Annotated in this window: 16 protein-coding genes; 13 read left to right on the top strand and 3 right to left on the bottom strand. The window is 46.2% G+C overall.

The window, feature by feature from the left end:
- The first annotated feature begins 20 nt into the window (after positions 1 to 20).
- The 3 genes from PO771_RS15160 to PO771_RS15150 all read left to right on the top strand — a co-directional run bounded on the left by PO771_RS15160 (position 21) and on the right by PO771_RS15150 (position 3,197).
- Entirely contained in the window at positions 21 to 1,598 is a 1,578-nt protein-coding gene (locus PO771_RS15160) for a long-chain-fatty-acid--CoA ligase (RefSeq protein WP_272560514.1), read from the top strand.
- A gap of 154 nt (positions 1,599 to 1,752) precedes the next feature.
- Entirely contained in the window at positions 1,753 to 2,538 is a 786-nt protein-coding gene (locus PO771_RS15155) for an SDR family oxidoreductase (protein ID WP_272560513.1), read from the top strand.
- Between the two features lie 29 nt (positions 2,539 to 2,567).
- Positions 2,568 to 3,197 carry a fumarylacetoacetate hydrolase family protein gene (locus PO771_RS15150; protein ID WP_272563186.1) on the top strand — a complete coding sequence of 210 codons (630 nt, stop codon included), beginning with the start codon at positions 2,568 to 2,570 and terminating at the stop codon, positions 3,195 to 3,197.
- 79 nt (positions 3,198 to 3,276) lie between these two features.
- Here the strand turns inward: PO771_RS15150 and PO771_RS15145 are convergent, their stop codons facing one another.
- Complete coding sequence (locus PO771_RS15145) at positions 3,277 to 3,459, bottom strand: hypothetical protein (RefSeq protein WP_272560512.1); 183 nt, start codon at positions 3,457 to 3,459, stop codon at positions 3,277 to 3,279.
- A 181-nt stretch (positions 3,460 to 3,640) separates the two neighbouring features.
- On the opposite strand from PO771_RS15145, the gene PO771_RS15140 reads away from it, so the two are divergent.
- From PO771_RS15140 to PO771_RS15120, 5 genes are all read left to right on the top strand, one after another.
- A complete protein-coding gene (locus PO771_RS15140; protein ID WP_272560511.1) occupies positions 3,641 to 4,369 on the top strand; it encodes a (Fe-S)-binding protein in 729 nt (242 codons plus the stop codon).
- The gene (locus PO771_RS15135; RefSeq protein ID WP_272560510.1) at positions 4,366 to 5,778 is read left to right on the top strand and encodes a LutB/LldF family L-lactate oxidation iron-sulfur protein; all 1,413 of its coding nucleotides are present in this window, start codon (positions 4,366 to 4,368) and stop codon (positions 5,776 to 5,778) included. Before PO771_RS15140 ends, PO771_RS15135 begins: the two co-directional genes overlap by 4 nt.
- 1 nt (position 5,779) lies before the next feature.
- Positions 5,780 to 6,472, top strand: coding sequence for a LutC/YkgG family protein (locus PO771_RS15130; protein ID WP_272560509.1), 693 nt, complete (start codon positions 5,780 to 5,782; stop codon positions 6,470 to 6,472).
- An 86-nt stretch (positions 6,473 to 6,558) separates the two neighbouring features.
- Positions 6,559 to 7,164, top strand: coding sequence for a YdcF family protein (locus PO771_RS15125; protein ID WP_272560508.1), 606 nt, complete (start codon positions 6,559 to 6,561; stop codon positions 7,162 to 7,164).
- Between the two features lie 175 nt (positions 7,165 to 7,339).
- Entirely contained in the window at positions 7,340 to 10,447 is a 3,108-nt protein-coding gene (locus PO771_RS15120) for an S-layer homology domain-containing protein (RefSeq protein WP_272560507.1), read from the top strand.
- Between the two features lie 72 nt (positions 10,448 to 10,519).
- Here PO771_RS15120 and PO771_RS15115 read toward each other — a convergent pair whose 3' ends face one another.
- Positions 10,520 to 11,173, bottom strand: coding sequence for a cupin domain-containing protein (locus PO771_RS15115; protein ID WP_272560506.1), 654 nt, complete (start codon positions 11,171 to 11,173; stop codon positions 10,520 to 10,522).
- 74 nt (positions 11,174 to 11,247) lie between these two features.
- The gene (locus PO771_RS15110) at positions 11,248 to 12,267 is read right to left on the bottom strand and encodes a glycoside hydrolase family 16 protein (protein ID WP_272560505.1); all 1,020 of its coding nucleotides are present in this window, start codon (positions 12,265 to 12,267) and stop codon (positions 11,248 to 11,250) included.
- Positions 12,268 to 12,460: 193 nt separating this feature from the next.
- On the opposite strand from PO771_RS15110, the gene PO771_RS15105 reads away from it, so the two are divergent.
- The 5 genes from PO771_RS15105 to PO771_RS15085 all read left to right on the top strand — a co-directional run bounded on the left by PO771_RS15105 (position 12,461) and on the right by PO771_RS15085 (position 18,828).
- On the top strand, positions 12,461 to 14,200 hold the full coding sequence (locus PO771_RS15105) for a methyl-accepting chemotaxis protein (protein WP_272560504.1): 1,740 nt from the start codon (positions 12,461 to 12,463) through the stop codon (positions 14,198 to 14,200).
- 162 nt (positions 14,201 to 14,362) lie between these two features.
- The gene (locus PO771_RS15100; protein ID WP_272560503.1) at positions 14,363 to 15,322 is read left to right on the top strand and encodes an MBL fold metallo-hydrolase; all 960 of its coding nucleotides are present in this window, start codon (positions 14,363 to 14,365) and stop codon (positions 15,320 to 15,322) included.
- 94 nt (positions 15,323 to 15,416) lie between these two features.
- A complete protein-coding gene (locus PO771_RS15095) occupies positions 15,417 to 16,685 on the top strand; it encodes a glycosyltransferase (protein WP_272560502.1) in 1,269 nt (422 codons plus the stop codon).
- The gene (locus PO771_RS15090) at positions 16,627 to 17,385 is read left to right on the top strand and encodes an HAD-IIB family hydrolase (RefSeq protein WP_272560501.1); all 759 of its coding nucleotides are present in this window, start codon (positions 16,627 to 16,629) and stop codon (positions 17,383 to 17,385) included. The genes PO771_RS15095 and PO771_RS15090 overlap by 59 nt, the downstream gene beginning before the upstream one ends.
- A gap of 201 nt (positions 17,386 to 17,586) precedes the next feature.
- A complete protein-coding gene (locus PO771_RS15085; RefSeq protein ID WP_272560500.1) occupies positions 17,587 to 18,828 on the top strand; it encodes a CaiB/BaiF CoA transferase family protein in 1,242 nt (413 codons plus the stop codon).
- Positions 18,829 to 18,849: the final 21 nt, after the last annotated feature.

The following is an 18,849-nucleotide window of genomic DNA, read 5'->3' as shown; positions in this document are numbered from 1 at the left end:
AAAATATGGAGGGCGTTGCTGTGAGTACGACAATCGGAAGTATAGTAGAGTGGTCAGCTCGGAATTATCCGGAGAAGCTTGCTCTTGTGTATGAATACGGAGTAAAACAGCATCACTTTACGTATCGCGAACTTGACAATAAAGTGAATCAATTTACCCGGGCGCTACAGCGCCTGGGTGTAGAAAAAGGGGACGTTGTATCGTCATTCCTCTACAATACAAGTGAATATGTCATCGCGATGTTTGCTGTAGCGAAAATCGGGGCGATTTTTAACCCGATTAATTATCGCTTAGCTTCACATGAACTACAATACATTCTGCAGGATGCGAACGCTAAAGTGGTGTTGTATGAAGAGATGGGGTCACAGATCGTAGAACAGGCACGTCAAATCGGAACACCAGTGCTGCACTGGATTTATGTAGATTCATCCGTGCCAGCAGGTGCTCTGGACTTCTATCAACTTCTCGATGCAGAATCAGTAGAGAAGCCGGAAGTGACTGTTGCTGAGACTGATTACTGCATCATGATGTATACAAGTGGTACAACTGGCCGTCCGAAAGGCGTACTTCACACGCACCGCAGCAAGATCCACCATAATTTTATGATGATGCAGTGCATGGGGCTAACCAAGAATGACATTGGGCTTTCGGCAGCACCGCTGAATCATACAGCAGAACTGCATACATCATTCTTACCGCGTGTTCAAGTCGGAGCGACGAACGTATTGCTGCACCATTTTGATGCGACAGAAGTGCTGGCGATCATTGAGCGTGAACAAGTGACGCATATGTTTGCAGCACCTACGATGATCACAATGGTTTTGCACGTTGAGAATATTGAACAATACAACCTGTCATCGCTTCGCCTGGTGGAATACGGCGGAGCATCGATGGCACCTGTCTTAATTCATGAGTTCGATCAAAAAATCGGTGCAGACCTGGTGCAAATATTCGGTACAACAGAGATGGGACCGTGTATGGCCGTGCTGCATCCAGACGAACAGCTTACAAGAGCCGGGGCAGCTGGAAAGGCAAGCTTAACGCATGAAGTCGTAATTGCCCGTGTTCAAGAGGATGGGGAGCCAACGAATCCGGCTGACCGTTGTGAAGTGGGGGAAGTCGGTGAGATTCTCGTCAAAGGCCCGTGCATGATGAATGGGTATTACAATCGACCGGAAGCAACAGAAAAGGCGCTTGCGTACGGTTGGTATCATACAGGAGATCTTGGCGAATATGACGAGGATGGATACATCTGGATTCGTGATCGGATGAATCATATGATTATCTCGGGTGCAGAAAATATCTATCCACGTGAAGTAGAAGACCGTCTGGTGGAACATACAGGTGTGAAGGAAGCCGCTGTAATTGGCAAGCCAGACCCGAAATGGGGACAGATTGTTTTGGCATACATTGTAGCCGCCAAAGGAAGTAATCTCACAGAAGCCGATCTGAATACGTTCCTGCTGGATGGCGGAAAGCTTGCGTCGTACAAGCGCCCACGTGAATATCGCTTTGTAGATGAATTACCGAAGACGGCAAGCGGAAAAATCCAGAAGTTTGTATTAGAAGGAGAAGTGAAAGAGGAGATACAGGCATAAATCGATACGAAGTCTGGCTTATAGGCGAACAAGTAGCGAGAGTATTCTCACCTGCTTGTTCGCCTTTCCTGCGTCCAGCTTGGTTTGACCGATAGCAGTTCATCCCGTACAATCGGAAGAGAGTGAAAATACTGACAGCAGGGAGAGGAACCGAATGGATCTGAATCTTACCGGAAAAACAGCGCTTGTTATCGCTTCTAGCCAGGGATTGGGGCGGGCGATAGCCGAGCAGCTCGTTAAAGAAGGCGCAAACGTTATGCTGACGAGCCGCGATGAAGAAAAATTAAAGCAGGTAGCAGATGAATTGAATGCACTTGGTGCTGGTAAAGCGGCTTACTGCCGTGCTGATATTACGAAAGTAGAAGAGATTCAAGCACTTGTTCAGGCGGTGCGTGATACGTTTGGCCGCATTGAGATTTTAGTCAACAATGCGGGTGGGCCTCCAAGCGGTACGTTTGAACAGTTTACGGATGAGGATTGGATAAAAGCATTTGAGCTGACACTGTTAAGTTATATTCGTGTCATTCGTGAAGTGATACCTGATCTTAAGCAGGGGGGCGGCCATATCGTCAATATTGCCTCTTCTTCTATTAAACAACCCATTCCAGGGCTTGTGCTGTCCAATACATTCCGCACGGGCATCGTAGGATTATCAAAGACACTGTCGGTGGAATTAGCACCGTATAATGTTCTCGTCAATACGGTAGCACCAGGACGAATTGCGACTGATCGTCTTATTTATCTAGATGAGATGAATGCACAGCGGCAGGGTGTGTCTCGCGAAGAGATTCAGCAGCAGATGGAAGCAAATATTCCGCTTGGTCGTTACGGACAACCGGAAGAATTCGCACGTGTGGTTGCATTCTTGTTATCTGGGGCAAATACATATGTGACCGGCAGTTCGATACTTGTAGACGGTGGCATGATCAAAAGTATTTAATCTTAAGGAAGAAAGAAGGAAGCATGATGATTGAAACGATTCGCAACATATATTGTGTGGGGCGTAATTATCGCCTGCATGCAGAAGAACTCGGCAATGCCGTGCCAACTATGCCGTTCCTGTTCGGAAAGCCAACTCATTCACTTGTAGAAGCGAATGGACAGGAGGTTAATCTTCCTGGAAACCGAGGAGAAGTGCATCATGAAGCTGAGCTTGTGCTGCATATTGCCCGCTCATATGAGCAGGGGATGCGGATGGAAGATGTCATTGATCAGATTGCGTTAGGGATCGATTTTACCCTTCGTGATGTGCAGAGTGATCTGAAGAAAAAAAGTCATCCGTGGCTGCGGGCGAAAGGATTTCCGAATGCGGCATTGCTGACGAAATTCCGCCCGTTCGAGAGTGTAGAAGCGTGTGCGGCGCAAAATTTCTCCCTTCGCAAAAATGGAGAAACGGTTCAGGATGGAAACATTCAGGACATGCTGTTTGACATCCCAACGATTGTCGTATTCACAGCCGAGCATTTTGGCCTTGGCAAAGGCGATGTGATTTATACGGGGACACCAGCAGGCGTTGGTCCAGTTGCGGACGGCGATAGCCTTGAACTCGTATATGGTGAAGAGGTATGGGGGAATTGCACGATTAAGCTGCGTTCATAATCAACCGCAAGACTCCCTCATTTATTTCCACAGAAAAAGCCACCGAGTGTCCGTCTTGGACAATCGGTGGCTTATATGTTTATCTCTGTAGATAAATGACGCCGCGTTCAATTTCTTGAATCCAGTCGGTGTGAACTTCGTGTTCTTCGAGCGGTACGTGTAGAGAAGGCGGTTTTTGAAAATACCCAAATGATTCCCCATACATCTCCCAGAGAATCTTTCCACTTAGCGGCATTAAAATCATAATCTTCTCGTTCTCCATTGACACGTCCCCGCTTTCATTCTTTCTTTACTTATGTTCTATAGTAATGGATTAAAGCATTTTTTTCACGCCTTTTCTGAATATTTTTTATAAAATCCTGCTCTTCTATTGTTAACAGTTAACAAGCGTGTTAGAGTGAAAAGAAATGATAACAGAATTGCAATACTAAAGAGGTGGAAATGTGAGAGTTTCATTGTTTATCACATGCCTGTCTGATGTTTTTTTCCCACAGGTAGGGCAAAGTGTAGTAGAAGTGTTGGAGCGGCTTGGGGTGGAAGTGGATTTTCCGGCGGCGCAGACGTGCTGCGGACAGCCTGCTTATAATAGTGGATACCAGAAAGATGCAGCCAAAGCGGCTCGGCAGATGATCACGGCTTTTCGGGAAAGTGAATATGTAGTAGCACCATCAGGCTCTTGTGTCACGATGATCCGTCGGGAGTATCCAGAGTTGTTAAAAGATGATCCGACCTGGCATCAGGAAGCTGTTGAATTAGCAGCTAAAACATATGAATTTTCTGAATTTATTGTAAAAGTGATGGGTTTAGAGAAGCTGGAAGGGGAACTTCCGGCGCATGCAACGTATCATCATTCCTGTCATATGAGCCGTTCCCTTGGTGTAAAAGAAGAGCCGGGTAAGCTGCTTGCTGGCATGAAGGGGTTGCATATGGAAGAATTGCCGTACTGCCAGGATTGCTGTGGATTCGGTGGGACATTCTCCGCGAAGATGAGCGAGATATCCGAAGCGATGGTTGATGAGAAAGTTCAGCATATCGAAGAAACAGGTGCTGAGTTATTGATTGGCTCGGACATGGGCTGCCTGATGAATATTGGTGGTCGTTTGCAGCGTACTGGTAAATCGGTGAAAGTTATGCATGTCGCAGAAGTATTGGCGAAGGGGGGAGCAAAATGAGCGCACAGTCTCTCCCATTTGTCGGGCGTGTGAAAAAAGCATTGCTAGACGAGCAGTTGCAAAAAGCTACCCCGTTTACACAGGATCGGCTGCGTGGAGGACGTTTTAAAGCGGCAGACGAGCTGGGGAATGTCGAAGAATGGCGCGAATTGGCCTCGCGTATTCGCCGTCATACTGTTGAGAATCTGGATAGCTATTTGGAAGAGCTCGCCGATAATGTAGAGAAAAACGGTGGACACGTGCATTTTGCACAGACAGCATCCGATGCAGTAAATCATGTGCTGCGCATTGCTAAGGCAAGTGGAGCACGCTCGGTTGTAAAATCGAAGTCGATGGTATCGGAAGAAATTCACCTGAATCGCCATCTTGAAGAAGCAGGTGTGCAGGTAGTAGAGACAGACCTTGGGGAATATATCATTCAGTTAGCCGGGGAAACCCCTTCTCATATTATTGCCCCTGCCATTCATAAGAACCGCGCTCAGGTAGCGGAGTTATTCTCGGAAGTAGCCGGGCGCGAATTATCAGATCAGACAGAAGAGCTGTGTCAATTCGCACGTGAAGAGCTGCGCCGTAAATTTCTTGATGCTGACATCGGAATCTCTGGTTGCAACTTCGGGGTAGCCGAATCCGGTTCCGTTGTGCTCGTCAGCAATGAAGGGAATGCTCGTCTGACGACGACATTGCCGAAAGTTCATATTGCGATTATGGGGATGGAGCGTCTTGTTCCGACATGGGAAGAGCTTGATATCGTGATTTCCATGCTGACGCGAAGTGCGACCGGCCAGAAAATTAGCGTGTATGTAACGGCGCTGAGCGGTCCGCGTCGCCCGGAAGATACAGATGGGCCAGAGGAGTTCCATCTGATTGTACTTGATAACGGTCGTTCGGATATTCTTGGCACCGCGTATCAGGAAGTGCTGAAGTGTATTCGTTGTGGTGCCTGCCTGAATGTATGCCCGGTGTATCGTCATATCGGTGGGCATGCGTATGGTGGTGTGTATAGCGGTCCAATCGGCTCGGTACTGACACCGCTTTTTGACGGATACGAAGACTGGAAGGACCTTCCGAATGCTTCAAGCTTGTGCGGAGCTTGTACAGATGTATGTCCAGTCAAAATTCCGCTGCATGATCTTTTATTAGAGCACCGCAAGGATCAGGTGGAGCAAGGGCATGGCAAGTGGCAGGACAAACTGGCGTTTAAAGGATTTGGCTTTATGACGAGCCATCCGGCTGTATATGATGCGGCCGTAAACAGTGCGCATAAAATGACAGACGGACTCGCAAAAGACGGCGTGATCTCATCGGGTCCAGGCATGATGGCTGGCTGGACGAATGTGCGTGATTTGCCACAGCCAGCCGAGCAATCGTTTCGCTCCTGGTGGAAAGAGAAAAAGGAAGGGGGCCGATAAGATGAGTACGCAAGAAAGAGAAGCTTTTCTGAATCGGCTTGCGGATCGTCTTGGTCGCCCGCGGCGCAGTGGCGTGCGCATGCCAGAATGGAATGACAAGCCGTATACGCACTTATATGCTGGGATGGATCAGGCTGCACTTGTCGAACAGTTTATCGGAAATCTGCAAGAGCTTCGCACAGAAGTAACGCGCGTTCGTCCAGAAGAAGCGGGCAAAGCACTGGCAGCTGTGCTGAAACAATGGGACGTGCAAGATGCTCTTGGCTGGGATGATGAGCGTCTGAATCAACTGGGGCTACATCAAGCGTTAGAGGAAGCAGGCATGAATTACAAAACCTGGCGTACAGAAGAGGATGCAGATGAGCTTCGTGCTTATGCTGCTGAAACAGATGTAGGGATTGTATATGCCGATCTAGGCTTATGTGAGACCGGAACCGTCCTGCTCTGGAATGGGGCTGGGAGAGGGAGAATGGTGAGTCTACTGCCACCACGTCTTGTACTCGTCCTGGCGGAAGATACATTGTTGCCGCGTCTTACACATGCTGCTGCCTACATTCATGAACGGGTTCCGGGTGGGATTCCGGCTTGTTTGAACTTTATTACAGGACCAAGCCGGACCGGGGATATCGAGATGGATCTGGTGTTCGGTGTGCATGGACCAGGCAGTGTACATGTGATTTTGCTTCAGAAATAAAAGAACGTATAGGGAACAGTCTTTCGCTGACTGTTCCTTTTTTGATTGGATGTGGAGTACGATAAACAAAAAGGGGGGAAGTGGATGTGACAAAACGAAAAAAAGGGGCAGCCGTAATCGTAGTGCTCCTGTTAATACTTTGGCTATCGTACGAGCCGATCTTAGAAGGAGCAGCCCGCTATCTCGTCTACCCTGACAACCGACAAAAGAGTGATGTGATTGTGCTGCTCGGCGGAGAACAGGACGGACAGCGCACGCGTAAGGCGGCTGAACTATATAAAGAGGGCATTGCACCGCTTATTATCGTATCAAGCGGTGGACAACTATCTTGGCGTACAACGGAATCAAGAGAGATGGTAGCCCTGCTGCTTGAACTTGGAATTCCTGCGCACGCGATCAGTAAAGAAGAGAAATCGCTTAGTACATATGAGAATGCTTTGTATACAAAGGAGTTACTACAGAAGAGCGGCCGTTCGGTCAAACGACTAACGCTAGTGACAGATGACTGGCATACAAGGCGTGCGGTTTATGTATTCCGGCATGTATTCGCCCATACGGGAATTGAGATTGCTAGTGTTGGTTCACACCAACTGCGTACTGTACGCTTTAAAAAATGGTGGTTGGATCATGAAAGCCTTCAGGTGATTGCTAGCGAGTGGGCGCGGATGCTTGTGTATTATGTGAAGTATTAGAGATTAAAAAAATTAATTTTAAAAATGGAACTGGCCTGGCATCTTCTTTTTCATGGGGATAGATGCCAGGCTTTTGTATGTTCAGAATTTGTTCAGAGGCAGGTGATAGTATGGATATAGAGAGACATCATGAAAAAATAACCGACTTATTTCTTTGAAAAAAGGAGGACACGGAATGAAAAAAAGTACACACAAAAAACAGAAAGGATTTTGGATAAGGTGCTTCATGATACTCGCCCTGCTCGCCCTTTATGCACCCGCCCCTGTTTCTGCTGCCAATATCGGGGACTATAAAGGGAAAATTTCTACTAATGGAAATTATAGTATGGGAATCCGGGATGGAAAAGTCATCGTTTGGGGAAATGCTATGTCGTTTTTTGGTAGCGTGGCGGATGTACCTGTTGATGCTCAAACAGATGTAGTCGCGGTTGCGGCTGGGCTAAGCCAGGCAGTAGCATTGAAAAGTAATGGAAAAGTCGTAGCCTGGCCAACTCTCCCTTCTAATGGTTCAGGTGGACCGACGAATGTACCTGCTGATCTCACAAATGTAATCGCAATCGCCGCCGGAGAAAACCATACGTTGGCATTAACGGATAATGGAAAAGTCGTGGGCTGGGGAGGAATAGCTTGGGGTATACCAACGGTTCCTAATCCACCAGAGTCTGTACCTATTGAGGCTCAAACAGATGTAGTCGAGATTGCGGCAGGAGGTATGTATAGCGCAGCCTTAAAGAAGAATGGTTCGATTGTCGTATGGGGCCTGTCACTACCACCTGAAGTAATAAATCCTACCGGATCTCCAGTAGTAGATATCGCAGTTAACGGATCTTATCTCATGGCAGTAAAACAGGATGGGAAAGTGGCGATCATTAAGGATTTCCGTATATTTCCACCAACGTCTCCATGGATTACTGACTGGATTACTAACTTAACAGATGTAAAGACGATTGTAGTTGGAATGAATCATATGATAGCTTTGAAAAATGATGGAACCATTGTGGCTTTGGATTTTAACATTCCCCCTGGTTTTCCACCGATCCCTGGTGGGCCGACGGATGTTCCTGTTGGATTAAACAATGTAGTGGCAATTGCCGCTGGATTGAATACTACCGTAGCCTTGCAGGCTGATGGAACAATTGTGACCTGGGGAATGAATCCGTTTGGGATGACAGATGGCTTTAAACTTAACAAAACTACGACTACCTTAACAGTCGGCAAGACCGACACATTGACGGCTATGATTACACCTGCGAATGTCATAACTAAAAGTGTGACCTGGACATCTAGTAACGACGCAATCGCTAGTGTGTCAAGCGACGGAACGATTACTGCCAAGAAGGCAGGAACTGCAATCATTACAGCCATTACAGCATGGGGGGGGATAGCTAACCAAGCAACCTGCACGGTAACCGTACAGCCGACACTCAGTTCTCTTGCGATAGACTCTGGAAAGCTCCAGCCTGCTTTTTCACCTGATACGGAGTCATATTCGGTTACATTAGGTAGTGATATCACTTCGCTTACGGTGACACCGAGTCTAACCGATACGAACGATTCGCTTGAGATGTCGCTTAACGGAACAACCACCACCGCAGATACGCTCTCCCTTGTGCCAGGCATGAATGTCATTAAAGTAAAAGCTACGTCACAAGATGGAACTACTTCCAAAACGTATACGATTACCGTAAATCCGCAGGGTTCAAGTGATGCCACTTTAAATAGTCTAGAAGTAAGTACCGGAACATTAAGTCCTGCTTTTTCTGCCAATACGAATTCATATAACGTGAACGTCCCTAATGATGTGTCTTCGATTGGGATTACCGCGACGGCCAACGATGCGAACGCGAAAGTTGCCATCAAGGGGAGGGAGACAACAGCGGATACGATCACGCTTTCTGTAGGAAATAATCCGATTCCTGTTGTCGTTACCGCTCAAGATACAGTCACTTCCAAGACGTATACGATTACAGTCGTACGTGCGGCAGCCACCAATGGCGGTTCTTCCGGTGGTGGCGGTGGTTCCTCCACTACCAGTAATACAAGACCAGCTTCCGTTCTAGTCGGCACGAATACCAAAGGAACAGAAGCTGCTCAAGTATCCATCACTCGAACCATCACAGCAGACGGGAAAAAACAGGATAGTGTAACACTTGATGCGAAAAAAGCAGCCGAAGCCATCGCAAAAGCGGCAGCTAACATGAACACTCTGGTAATCCCGATCCCGGATCTTAAAGGAAACGAAGCGCAGCAAATCGTGGCCAACTTGCCAAAAGATGCGCTGACGAAAATAGCTGACAGCGGATTCGCTACGCAAGTCATCACCGATAAGGTGACTCTTGAGCTTCCAAAAGAAACGGTAGCAGCGCTAACGAAACAAGATGTGTATATGAAAATCGAGCCGGTCACCAAAGCGACAGAAATCCAGCAAACGAAAGCGCTGTTGGGCGTACAAGCGAAAGATGGAAGCGTAATCAGAACACCGTTACACATCGAGACGAACTTCTCTGGTCGTACGAAAATCACGCTTCCATTAACCGGAATGAACATTCCGACAGACGCGAAGAAACAGGAAGATTTTCTCCAATCACTTGCCATCTTTATTGAACATAGTGATGGGGAGAAAAAAGTCGACAAAGGCGAGATTCAATATGATGAGAAGCATAATCCGATCGGTCTCTCTGTTTGGGTAGATAAATTCAGCACGTTCACGCTTGTTAATCTGCCGAAAACAAAAGACGATCCGAAACCGCAAGCTCCGGTATTCACCGATATTCAAGGTCATTGGGCTCAATCACGTATTCAGCAACTTGTACAAAGCGGAGCGGTTACAGGCTATCCAGACGGAACGTTTAAACCAAACAAGACGATTACCCGTGCCGAGTTTGTGGCAATGGTCGTCAAAGCATTTGAATTACAGCCGCAAGAGAATAAGGATATTGCTTTTACTGATACGAAAAACCACTGGGCGAAAGAAGCGATTCGTACCGCTTACACAAACGGCATCATCAACGGCTATAACACCACAACGTTTGGCGCAAATGATACGATCACGCGCGAACAAATGGCGGTAATTCTGACGAACATCAAGAAGAGCGGTACAGAAGGAAAGCAAGTATCGTTCAAAGATACAGCTTTGATCTCCACATGGGCACAGAAAGCAGTACGCCAAGCGGTAGAGGAAGGAATCATTACGGGCTATCCGAATCAAACCTTCCAACCGAAAAAGGTAGCTACGAGGGCAGAAGCGGTCACGATGATTGCTAATGCGCTCACAATAAAATAACAAAGTAATAAAAAGCCGGACATATTCCCTGACAGGGTGGTATGTCCGGCTTTTTTGACGAGTACCTTCATTTCAATAGGGATACTGTTGCGAGTACATAGGGTTATAATACCCTTGATATTGATAACCTGGGTTTATATACATTTGATTTACATGTTGCATCGTGGCAGGCTTCATTTGTGATTGCGTTTGGTTACAGTCACTAGGTGGGCCGATGACGGTCGTTTGTTTAATAGGTGCGAGCGTATCTTTTACTTTCGCTTCATCAAGGCAGTACGAATGTGCAAGGACATTTGCGGGTGTCAGGCGCAAAATATCGGACCCAAAGATGGTTTCTGGAACGGGCGCATCAAAAATAGCGAGCAAATGCGTGTTATCAGTGGAAGCTATCTCATAATGCCACCAGCCTTGCGGGATATTAACGACCTGGCCTGGTTGAATCGGGTAGTTAAGTAGTTGATTCGTAAATGGGTTTATTAAAGAAACAATCGCTGACCCGGAGATACCGTATACGAGCTCAGAAGCATTTTGATGAATATGAGGCTCAATAATATTACCTGTGCTAAGGTAAATATCAAGCAATGACACATTCCCTAAAGTATTTAATTGGTTAATGGATAGCTCATTAATAAAGTTCTGATCATTTTTTTTGAATGATTGGTTATTGCTTAGATCGTAAGTAAATTGGGTTGAGGGTGAGGCATAGTCCATATAAGAAATCGCCATTCGCAGTTTCCGCCCTTCGTTTATCATATGTTGGATTAATAAGATAACATATGTATCTGTTTATAGGGAGGAGCCTAGTATTTTACCCAATCAACATAGAGATTTTTTTCATCGGTCGTATCAAGTTCAGGAAGCCAGTCCGGAAACCAGTGATTTATCATTAAACGCATCGGTTTTTGTGGCAGACCATGGGAGACGGTATACGCCAATTTTCCGTCTACATAAAACGAAAGATGATTTGGATAATAATCAAATCGATATTCATGAAATGCTTTTGATGGGTCAAAGTGCAACGGTATACTTTTTGTATTTGTCTTTTTACCACCCGCATATGTAGTAAACATGATCGTGCTACGTGGACGATTTACAATCTCGATATCGATTTCATAGTAGAAATCAGGTTCTGTATACAGAAAGAATCCAGTAAGAGAAGACGGAGAAATAGGTGTTTGGATTCGGGCTCGATAGCTGCCGTAGAGAAAAGTGTCTTTTGACTGTATTTCTGCACCTTCAAGAAAAGATGGCAAAGTGGTTAGGACTAACTGTTTGTTTTGAATGGCTGTATTTTGAGAAGCTACCGTTCCCCTACCAAGGCGATGATTTGCTTTTGTCCATTTGCTTGAGTCTAAAGTAGTGAAGTCATCGATTCCTCGAAAGATGTCAATTGGTTTACATTGAACGGAGGCCAGGCGGTGGGCTGATCCTTTTTCTGGTGGTCCGTCCCATACGGATAAAATGACAGTATGTTTGCCGCTAATCATCTTCGACGCAAGAAGAGAAGTGTTCCAGTGGCTCTCTTCCTTTCCTGATGTACCACCCGATGAAACAGTGACTTTATGGGAAGGACTTGGGAATTCTATGCCGCGCGGGTCGATAATGCTGGCCCCAATCCAGTAGGTTCGCGCATCCTTATTCCCATTTTTTATTTGAATAAAAGAAGAAATAGTATCTCCGATGGTAAATACATTTCCATTTGTTCCATATGACACAACACTGACTTTCTGCTCTGCGCTAGTACTAGTTAAAACGGAAGAAAGAGCCAGGATAAAAGCGAGGCAGATACTAGCGATGATATAACTATTTTTGATTTTCATATCGGTTCCTCTTTTTTAGGAGATCGCTTCTTTATCTAGTAGGAGTCGGAAGGTTTATTCTTCAATTTTAACAAAATCTTAGCGCTTCTATAATAGTTACTTTACTGCAAAAGTGTTAGAGTTATATTTAGGGATTTATTCAGGGGATAAAAGACCTGAATAAGAAAGAGACAACATTGGGGGATAGGGCAACATGAGGAATATGGGACTAAGACAAAAGGTATCATTACTGATAGCGTTTGTCGTTATTTTTGTCATACTAACGCTTGGAATCATATCGTATCATACTTTACAGAAAGCAGTGCAACAAACGATTGCAGAATATAGCATACAAACTGCTTCTAACACCGTGAAGTACATTGATGTTACAGCATATAAGGAATTTTTACAAAATCCCGAGGAAACCACTGCCTACTGGAATATCCGTAACGTGCTAAACGATGTAAGAGAAAAGACAGGAGCGTTGTATATCGATACGCTTGCAGTTAACGGGAATACTGTGGAAGTTATGGTGGATGGACAGCCTCGTGGATCCGATATCGCTTCCCCTATCAAAGAAAAGACAAAAAATGTGAGCCCCGAGGAACTAGCTCCTGTACTAAAAGGAGGAGTAACATCGAAAGATATTGTTACTGATAAAAGGTATGGAAAGTTTCTACCAGCATATGTCCCAATTAAAGACGAGACCGGGCAGGTAATCGGAATACTAGAGGTGGACATTTCAGCTACGTTTGTGGATACACTGATTCAAAAAGTAATCAGTAGTAGTCTACCTGTTTTTCTGATTGGAAGTGCAGTTTTATTAGTAGTTATCATATTATTAGCCAATTACATTGTAAAAAGAAGCTTGCGACCTCTTCAGTTTATTAGTGAAATTGCCACGAACATGGCACAAGGAAATATCAAAGCTTTGGACGGGGAAAATGACTTGATAAGCGTTCGCAGCAAGGATGAAATCGGACGTCTATCGCAGGCATTTGAAAGCATGAGACAAAATATCGGACACTTAATTCGCCAGGTTCAATATACCGCGCAAAATGTTCTGGATGCCTCTACAGACTTATCGCAGGCTTCTTCTCAAGCGGGAGAGACATCCGTCCATGTAGCTGATGCCATCGATGAAATCGCTGCAGGTGCATCTCGTCAGACAGAAGGATCCGGTCGCATTCTTCACATGATACAAGAGGCACAGAGGCTAATGGCGTCTGGAAATCGTCAGGCTGAGCGCAATGTGCAGAATGCAAGTCAGGCCAAGGAAATTTCACTTGAAGGAAGCAAGGGTGTGCAAGTAGCAGTTAAAAATACAGAAGAAGTGAGTCAGACTGTATATCATGTTGCTAGTTCGGTCAAACAGCTAGGAAAACGATCAGAAGAAATCGGAAATATCATCACATTGATCACGAATATTTCCTCGCAGACTAATCTGCTGGCATTAAATGCTGCGATCGAAGCGGCTCGGGCTGGGGAACACGGGCGAGGATTTGCTGTGGTAGCAGATGAAGTTCGGAAATTAGCAGAGGCATCTAATCGTGCAGCCGGCCAAATTACCAATTTAATTCAAAGCATTCAGTTGGAAACAAACGAGACGGTAGCGGAAATCGAAAGTAGTTTGCAAGGCGTTGAAAAGCAAGCTGTCTTTGTACGTCAAAGCGGGGACATTCTTCAGACGATTGTAGACCATGTGCAGCAGACCGATATCGATTCAAGAAAAATGAAAGATACGCTGTCTAGCTTAAGCCGCAATGTTGAAGAAGTACTTAATGCTATTGGGGAAATCTCAAGTATCACAGAACAAACGGCAGCAGGTACAGAGGAAGTAGCTGCTTCAGCTCAGGAACAATCCGGCATGATAGAAGAAATCGCATCAAGCGCCAGTCAGTTGGCGGCATTGGCCAACAATTTAAATAGTGAAGCAGCCAAGTTTAAAGTATAAGTACATAGTTAACAACTACCCAAATAGGTAGCAATACATAAAAGCCTGACATATCCTTTATCGGGGTAGTGCGTCAGGCTTTTTCTGCTACTCGTTGAATACCGATGTGCTAAGATAGAGAAGAAGCAAACATCACTACTCACCTTTAGAAAGGACGAAAATATGGAACAGTATGGACTTTATCAAGTAACTATCCCTCTTCCATTCCGCCTTAATCATGTACATGGATATCTAGCTCAGGAAGAAAACGGCTGGACTGTAATTGATCCAGGATTGAATCGGGAAGAGACGCGCACGGCGTGGAAAGAAGCGTTTGCTGCCCATGGCATTATACCGGAACGTGATATTCACCGAATTATTGTCACACATTATCACCCGGATCATTTTGGCTTTGCAGGGGCGATGCAGCAGTGGACAGGAGCAGACGTTTATATGAGTGAGATTGCCCAGCAGATTGGACTCTCTACCTGGACAGAGGAGCGTTTTGCGTGCAATCGTACATTTTTTGCGCAGGCGGGAATGCCTAGCGAATTGCGGCAGAAGCTTGCTGAGAATGATAGCGCTTTCTATCATCTGGTGCGTCCATTGCCGCAGCAAATGAAGCCGCTTGTAGACGGGAATACATACCGGATTGGTGATCTTGATTACGAAGCGATTCATACACCGGGTCATGCGGAAGGTCATATTTGTTTTTACAATCAGACTGAGCAAGTGCTCATTGCTGGAGACCATATTTTACGAAAAATTACCCCGAATATTTCATATCATGGATACGGCGATCCTAATCCACTCGCCACGTATTTGCATTCGCTTGAGCAGATGAATCGGCGCGACATTCGTGTAGCGCTTCCAGGGCATGGTCCAATCTTTACCGATGTGAAAGAGCGGATTGAAGAGATTGTTCACCATCATGAAGAACGGCTAGCATTTATGCTCGAACGTATGTCAGGTGCAATGAGTGCGTATGATGTTTCGTGTGCATTGTTTGACCGAGAGTTAAGTGTACATGAACACCGGTTTGCCATTGGCGAGACGATTGCGCATCTTCGCTATTTGGAAGAGACGGGCATTATAACGGTATATGACGAGCAGGGCGTGAATATGTATCAGAAGGTAAGATAATTGCTATTTTTATTTGTTCTCCTGTTCATGGCGAAAGAAGGTGTAGTGAACAGGAGGGCTGTTACCCACGGAAGAGGAAAGGGGACGGAAAATAGTGAAGCGTAGAGTCCTGTTTATTTCTGATCATGGCGATCCGCTGGCCAAACTGGGCGGGGTTCAGGCAGGTGGTCAGAATAATTATGTACGTCAGCTCGCATTGGCCCTTGAAAAACGTGGATACCGAATCGATGTAGTTACACACTGGTGTGATGCAGATGCCCCCCGCTTTGAGTCGTTTGGTGAGAGATGCCGAGTGATTCGCATTGCTGCAGGGTACAAAGGATTTGTATCGAAGAATGAAATGTACGATCGATTATCAGCTTTTTATAAAGAAATGAATCAAGTTCTATTGCCTCGTTCTTATGACATTATTCATACTCATTACTGGCTGTCCGGACTGCTTGGCAAGCGTATCCGTAATGAATACAGCGTTCCACTTGTACACACATCGCATTCTTTAGGAATTGCTAAACAGAAAGCAACAGGTATAAAAGATGAGGTCAGACTTGAAGCCGAGCGAGATGTGCTCAGTTCCGTTGACGCAATTGTCGCCACAACTGTGAATGAATCGGAACTCATACATGCATTTGTAGCACAGCCTGCTCCGGTATCGGTACTTCCGATCGGTGTGGCGTCCTCTTTTTATATGCGTCCGAATCGTATGCATCTGCGGCGTCAGCTCGGATATAAGGGACCGCTTATTTTCTTTGCGGGTCGCCTGGAAGAAACAAAAGGAGTGAGAACGCTTCTCCAAGCATTTCGTCAACTTCTGGCACGACAAGGCACGTCGGAAGGGACACGCCTTGTACTGGCAGGAGGACAGATGGGTGCGATTGATTTAAACGCGAGACTTCCACTTGATAAGCAGGTGTTGTCCTGGACATGTGGGCTGAAAGATCACGTGGAATTCGTCGGGTCGAAATCACAGGCAGAGCTTGCCGAGTTGTTTAATGCAGCAACGGTAACCGTTGTGCCGTCTTACTATGAATCATTCGGCATGGTAGCAGCAGAAGCACAAGCATGCGGCAGTCCAGTTATTGCGTCGCGGGTCGGCGGTTTGCAGAATGTTGTGCATGACGGGGAAACAGGACTACTTGTAGAGCCGAGAAATGTTGAAGATTTATCGCTAGCACTTGAGGCGGTTGTCGGGAATGATCTGCTGGCGCAGCGTCTAGGTAAGCAGGCGGCACAAGTAGCACAACGGGATTATCAATGGACAGCTATTTCCGAACGGATGGATGCTTTATATGAGGAGGTGCTTGCCCGTGGCGCAGTCCGTCACACATCTTTTAGCTACGGATCTGGACGGAACATTGGTTGGTGATGAAAAGGCTTTGCGCGAACTGCTTATGTATTACAGTGAGCTTCCGTATCGGGTAGCACTGATCTATATCACAGGTCGTCATAAGGAATCAGCAATGGAGCTAATTCAACAGGAGCAGCTGCCGCTGCCAGATATCTTGATTACAGATGTTGGAACAGAGGTATATAGTGGGCCAGACTTTGTGCGGGATGAAGGCTGGAAGCAGCGGATGGAAGCTTCCTGGGAACCGGAACGAATTGCCGAGGTTGCAGCCTGCTGCGCAGGGCTTGTGCCTCAGAATGTTCCAGCCGCTCACCGTCTTTCCTATACGGTTTGGAATGAGCATCCGATCTATGAGCTGGAAGAACGATTGCAGTCGGTAGGAATTCCGCACAAGCTTATTGTAAGTAGCGGTCGTGATGTCGATATCCTTCCTCCGAATGGGGGAAAAGGGGAGGTGTTACGTTATGTGCTTGCATCTCGTGGTTGGGAGAGGGCACGGATACTCGTCGCTGGAGATTCTGGCAACGACCATGAGATGATCATGCTTGGCTATCCTGCGGTTATTGTCAGCAATGCACAGCCTGAATTGCTGCAATTGCCCGCTCATCCGTCAGTGTTTCGAGCAAAACATGCTTGTGCCGGCGGGATACGGGAAGCGTGGAAATATTTTTATGATGGAATTATTACCGACAAAAGAACAAATATTTCGACAAGATAAGTGTTTGACGGAAAATACTAACCTTATAGTATAATTATGCCTGTAAGACAGAAACGTCAAAGTACATGACTGTTTATGGCTGTCCTCTTTCCTACCAGAAATGAGTCCACAGGCAAAATAGCCAGTCGCACTCCTTTGCGTATTACGATACCTGGGATTGTTCTGGCTTTTTTCATGTATGACGGAAAAAGGAGGGAACGTATGATTACGTCGACGTCAGAAGGAGTAGAAGAGACTGATTTTTCCGAAAAGGATAAGTCTGGTGCGCTAAAAGGGATTAAGATTGTTGATCTGACACGAGTATTGGCAGGGCCATTTTGCACGATGATCCTTGGAGATCTAGGTGCAGATGTGATTAAAATCGAGGCACCGGGAGGCAGTGATGAAACTCGCGGCTGGGGTCCGCCGGATGTAGGAGGAGAAAGCGCTTACTATTTGTGCACTAATCGCAACAAACGAGCTTTGACATTAAATTTGAAAAAAAGTGAAGCGCGGGATGTACTGCGGCATCTGCTAAAAGACGCAGATGTAGTCATTAATAACTTCCGAACCGGTACGATGGAAAAATGGGGACTCGGCTACGAAGCATTGGCTGAAATCAATCCCCGCCTCATTTATGCTTCCATTAGTGGATTTGGTCAGACCGGGCCGTACAAAGACGTACCAGGATATGATTATATTGTACAGGCTATGGGTGGCATGATGAGCATTACAGGGAGTGAGGAAACAGGGCCTATGAAAGTAGGGGTAGCGATTGCAGATGTCGCTACTGGTTTATACGCTACTATTGGGATTTTGGCCGCTCTCCATGAACGAAAGCAATCTGGGCGGGGCCAGATGATTGATCTGGCATTGTTTGATGCCCAGATCTCGCTGTTGGTCAATGTAGCCAGTAATTATCTTGTATCTGGCAACACACCAAAACGTTACGGCAATGCTCATCCTAACATTGTACCGTACCAACTATTTTCTGCCGCTGATATCGATATGGTTGTTGCAGTAGGAAATGATGGACAATTCCGTAAACTGTGTGCGTTGCTGGGGAAAGAAGAATGGGGACATGATGTCCGTTTCGCGACGAATTCATCGCGCCTTGCACACCGTGAGGAGCTATGCGGGTTATTGCAAGTAGAGTTGAGCAAACGACCGGCTGCCGAATGGCTGGCTTTGCTGACGGATGCGGGAGTACCCAATGCTCCGGTGTATGACTTGAAGCAGTTATTTGATGATCCGCATGTACAGGCAAGAGAAATGAAAGTAGAGATGGATCATCCGACTGTCGGGAGCATTCCGATGGTGGGCACTCCGCTTAAGCTATCAAGAACACCGGTCCAGATTCGACAGCACCCGCCAATGGCAGGTGAGCATACACGCGATATTTTGTTAGAGCACGGCTTTGGACAAGAACAAATTGAGCAGTGGATTCATGATTGTATCATTTAATATAAGGGGCGATGAGGAAGA

The sequence above is a fragment of the Aneurinibacillus uraniidurans genome (assembly GCF_028471905.1).
GTDB classification, from domain to species: domain Bacteria; phylum Bacillota; class Bacilli; order Aneurinibacillales; family Aneurinibacillaceae; genus Aneurinibacillus; species Aneurinibacillus uraniidurans.
Note: the sequence above shows the minus strand (reverse complement) of the source record. Positions and strands in the feature narration are given on the sequence as shown.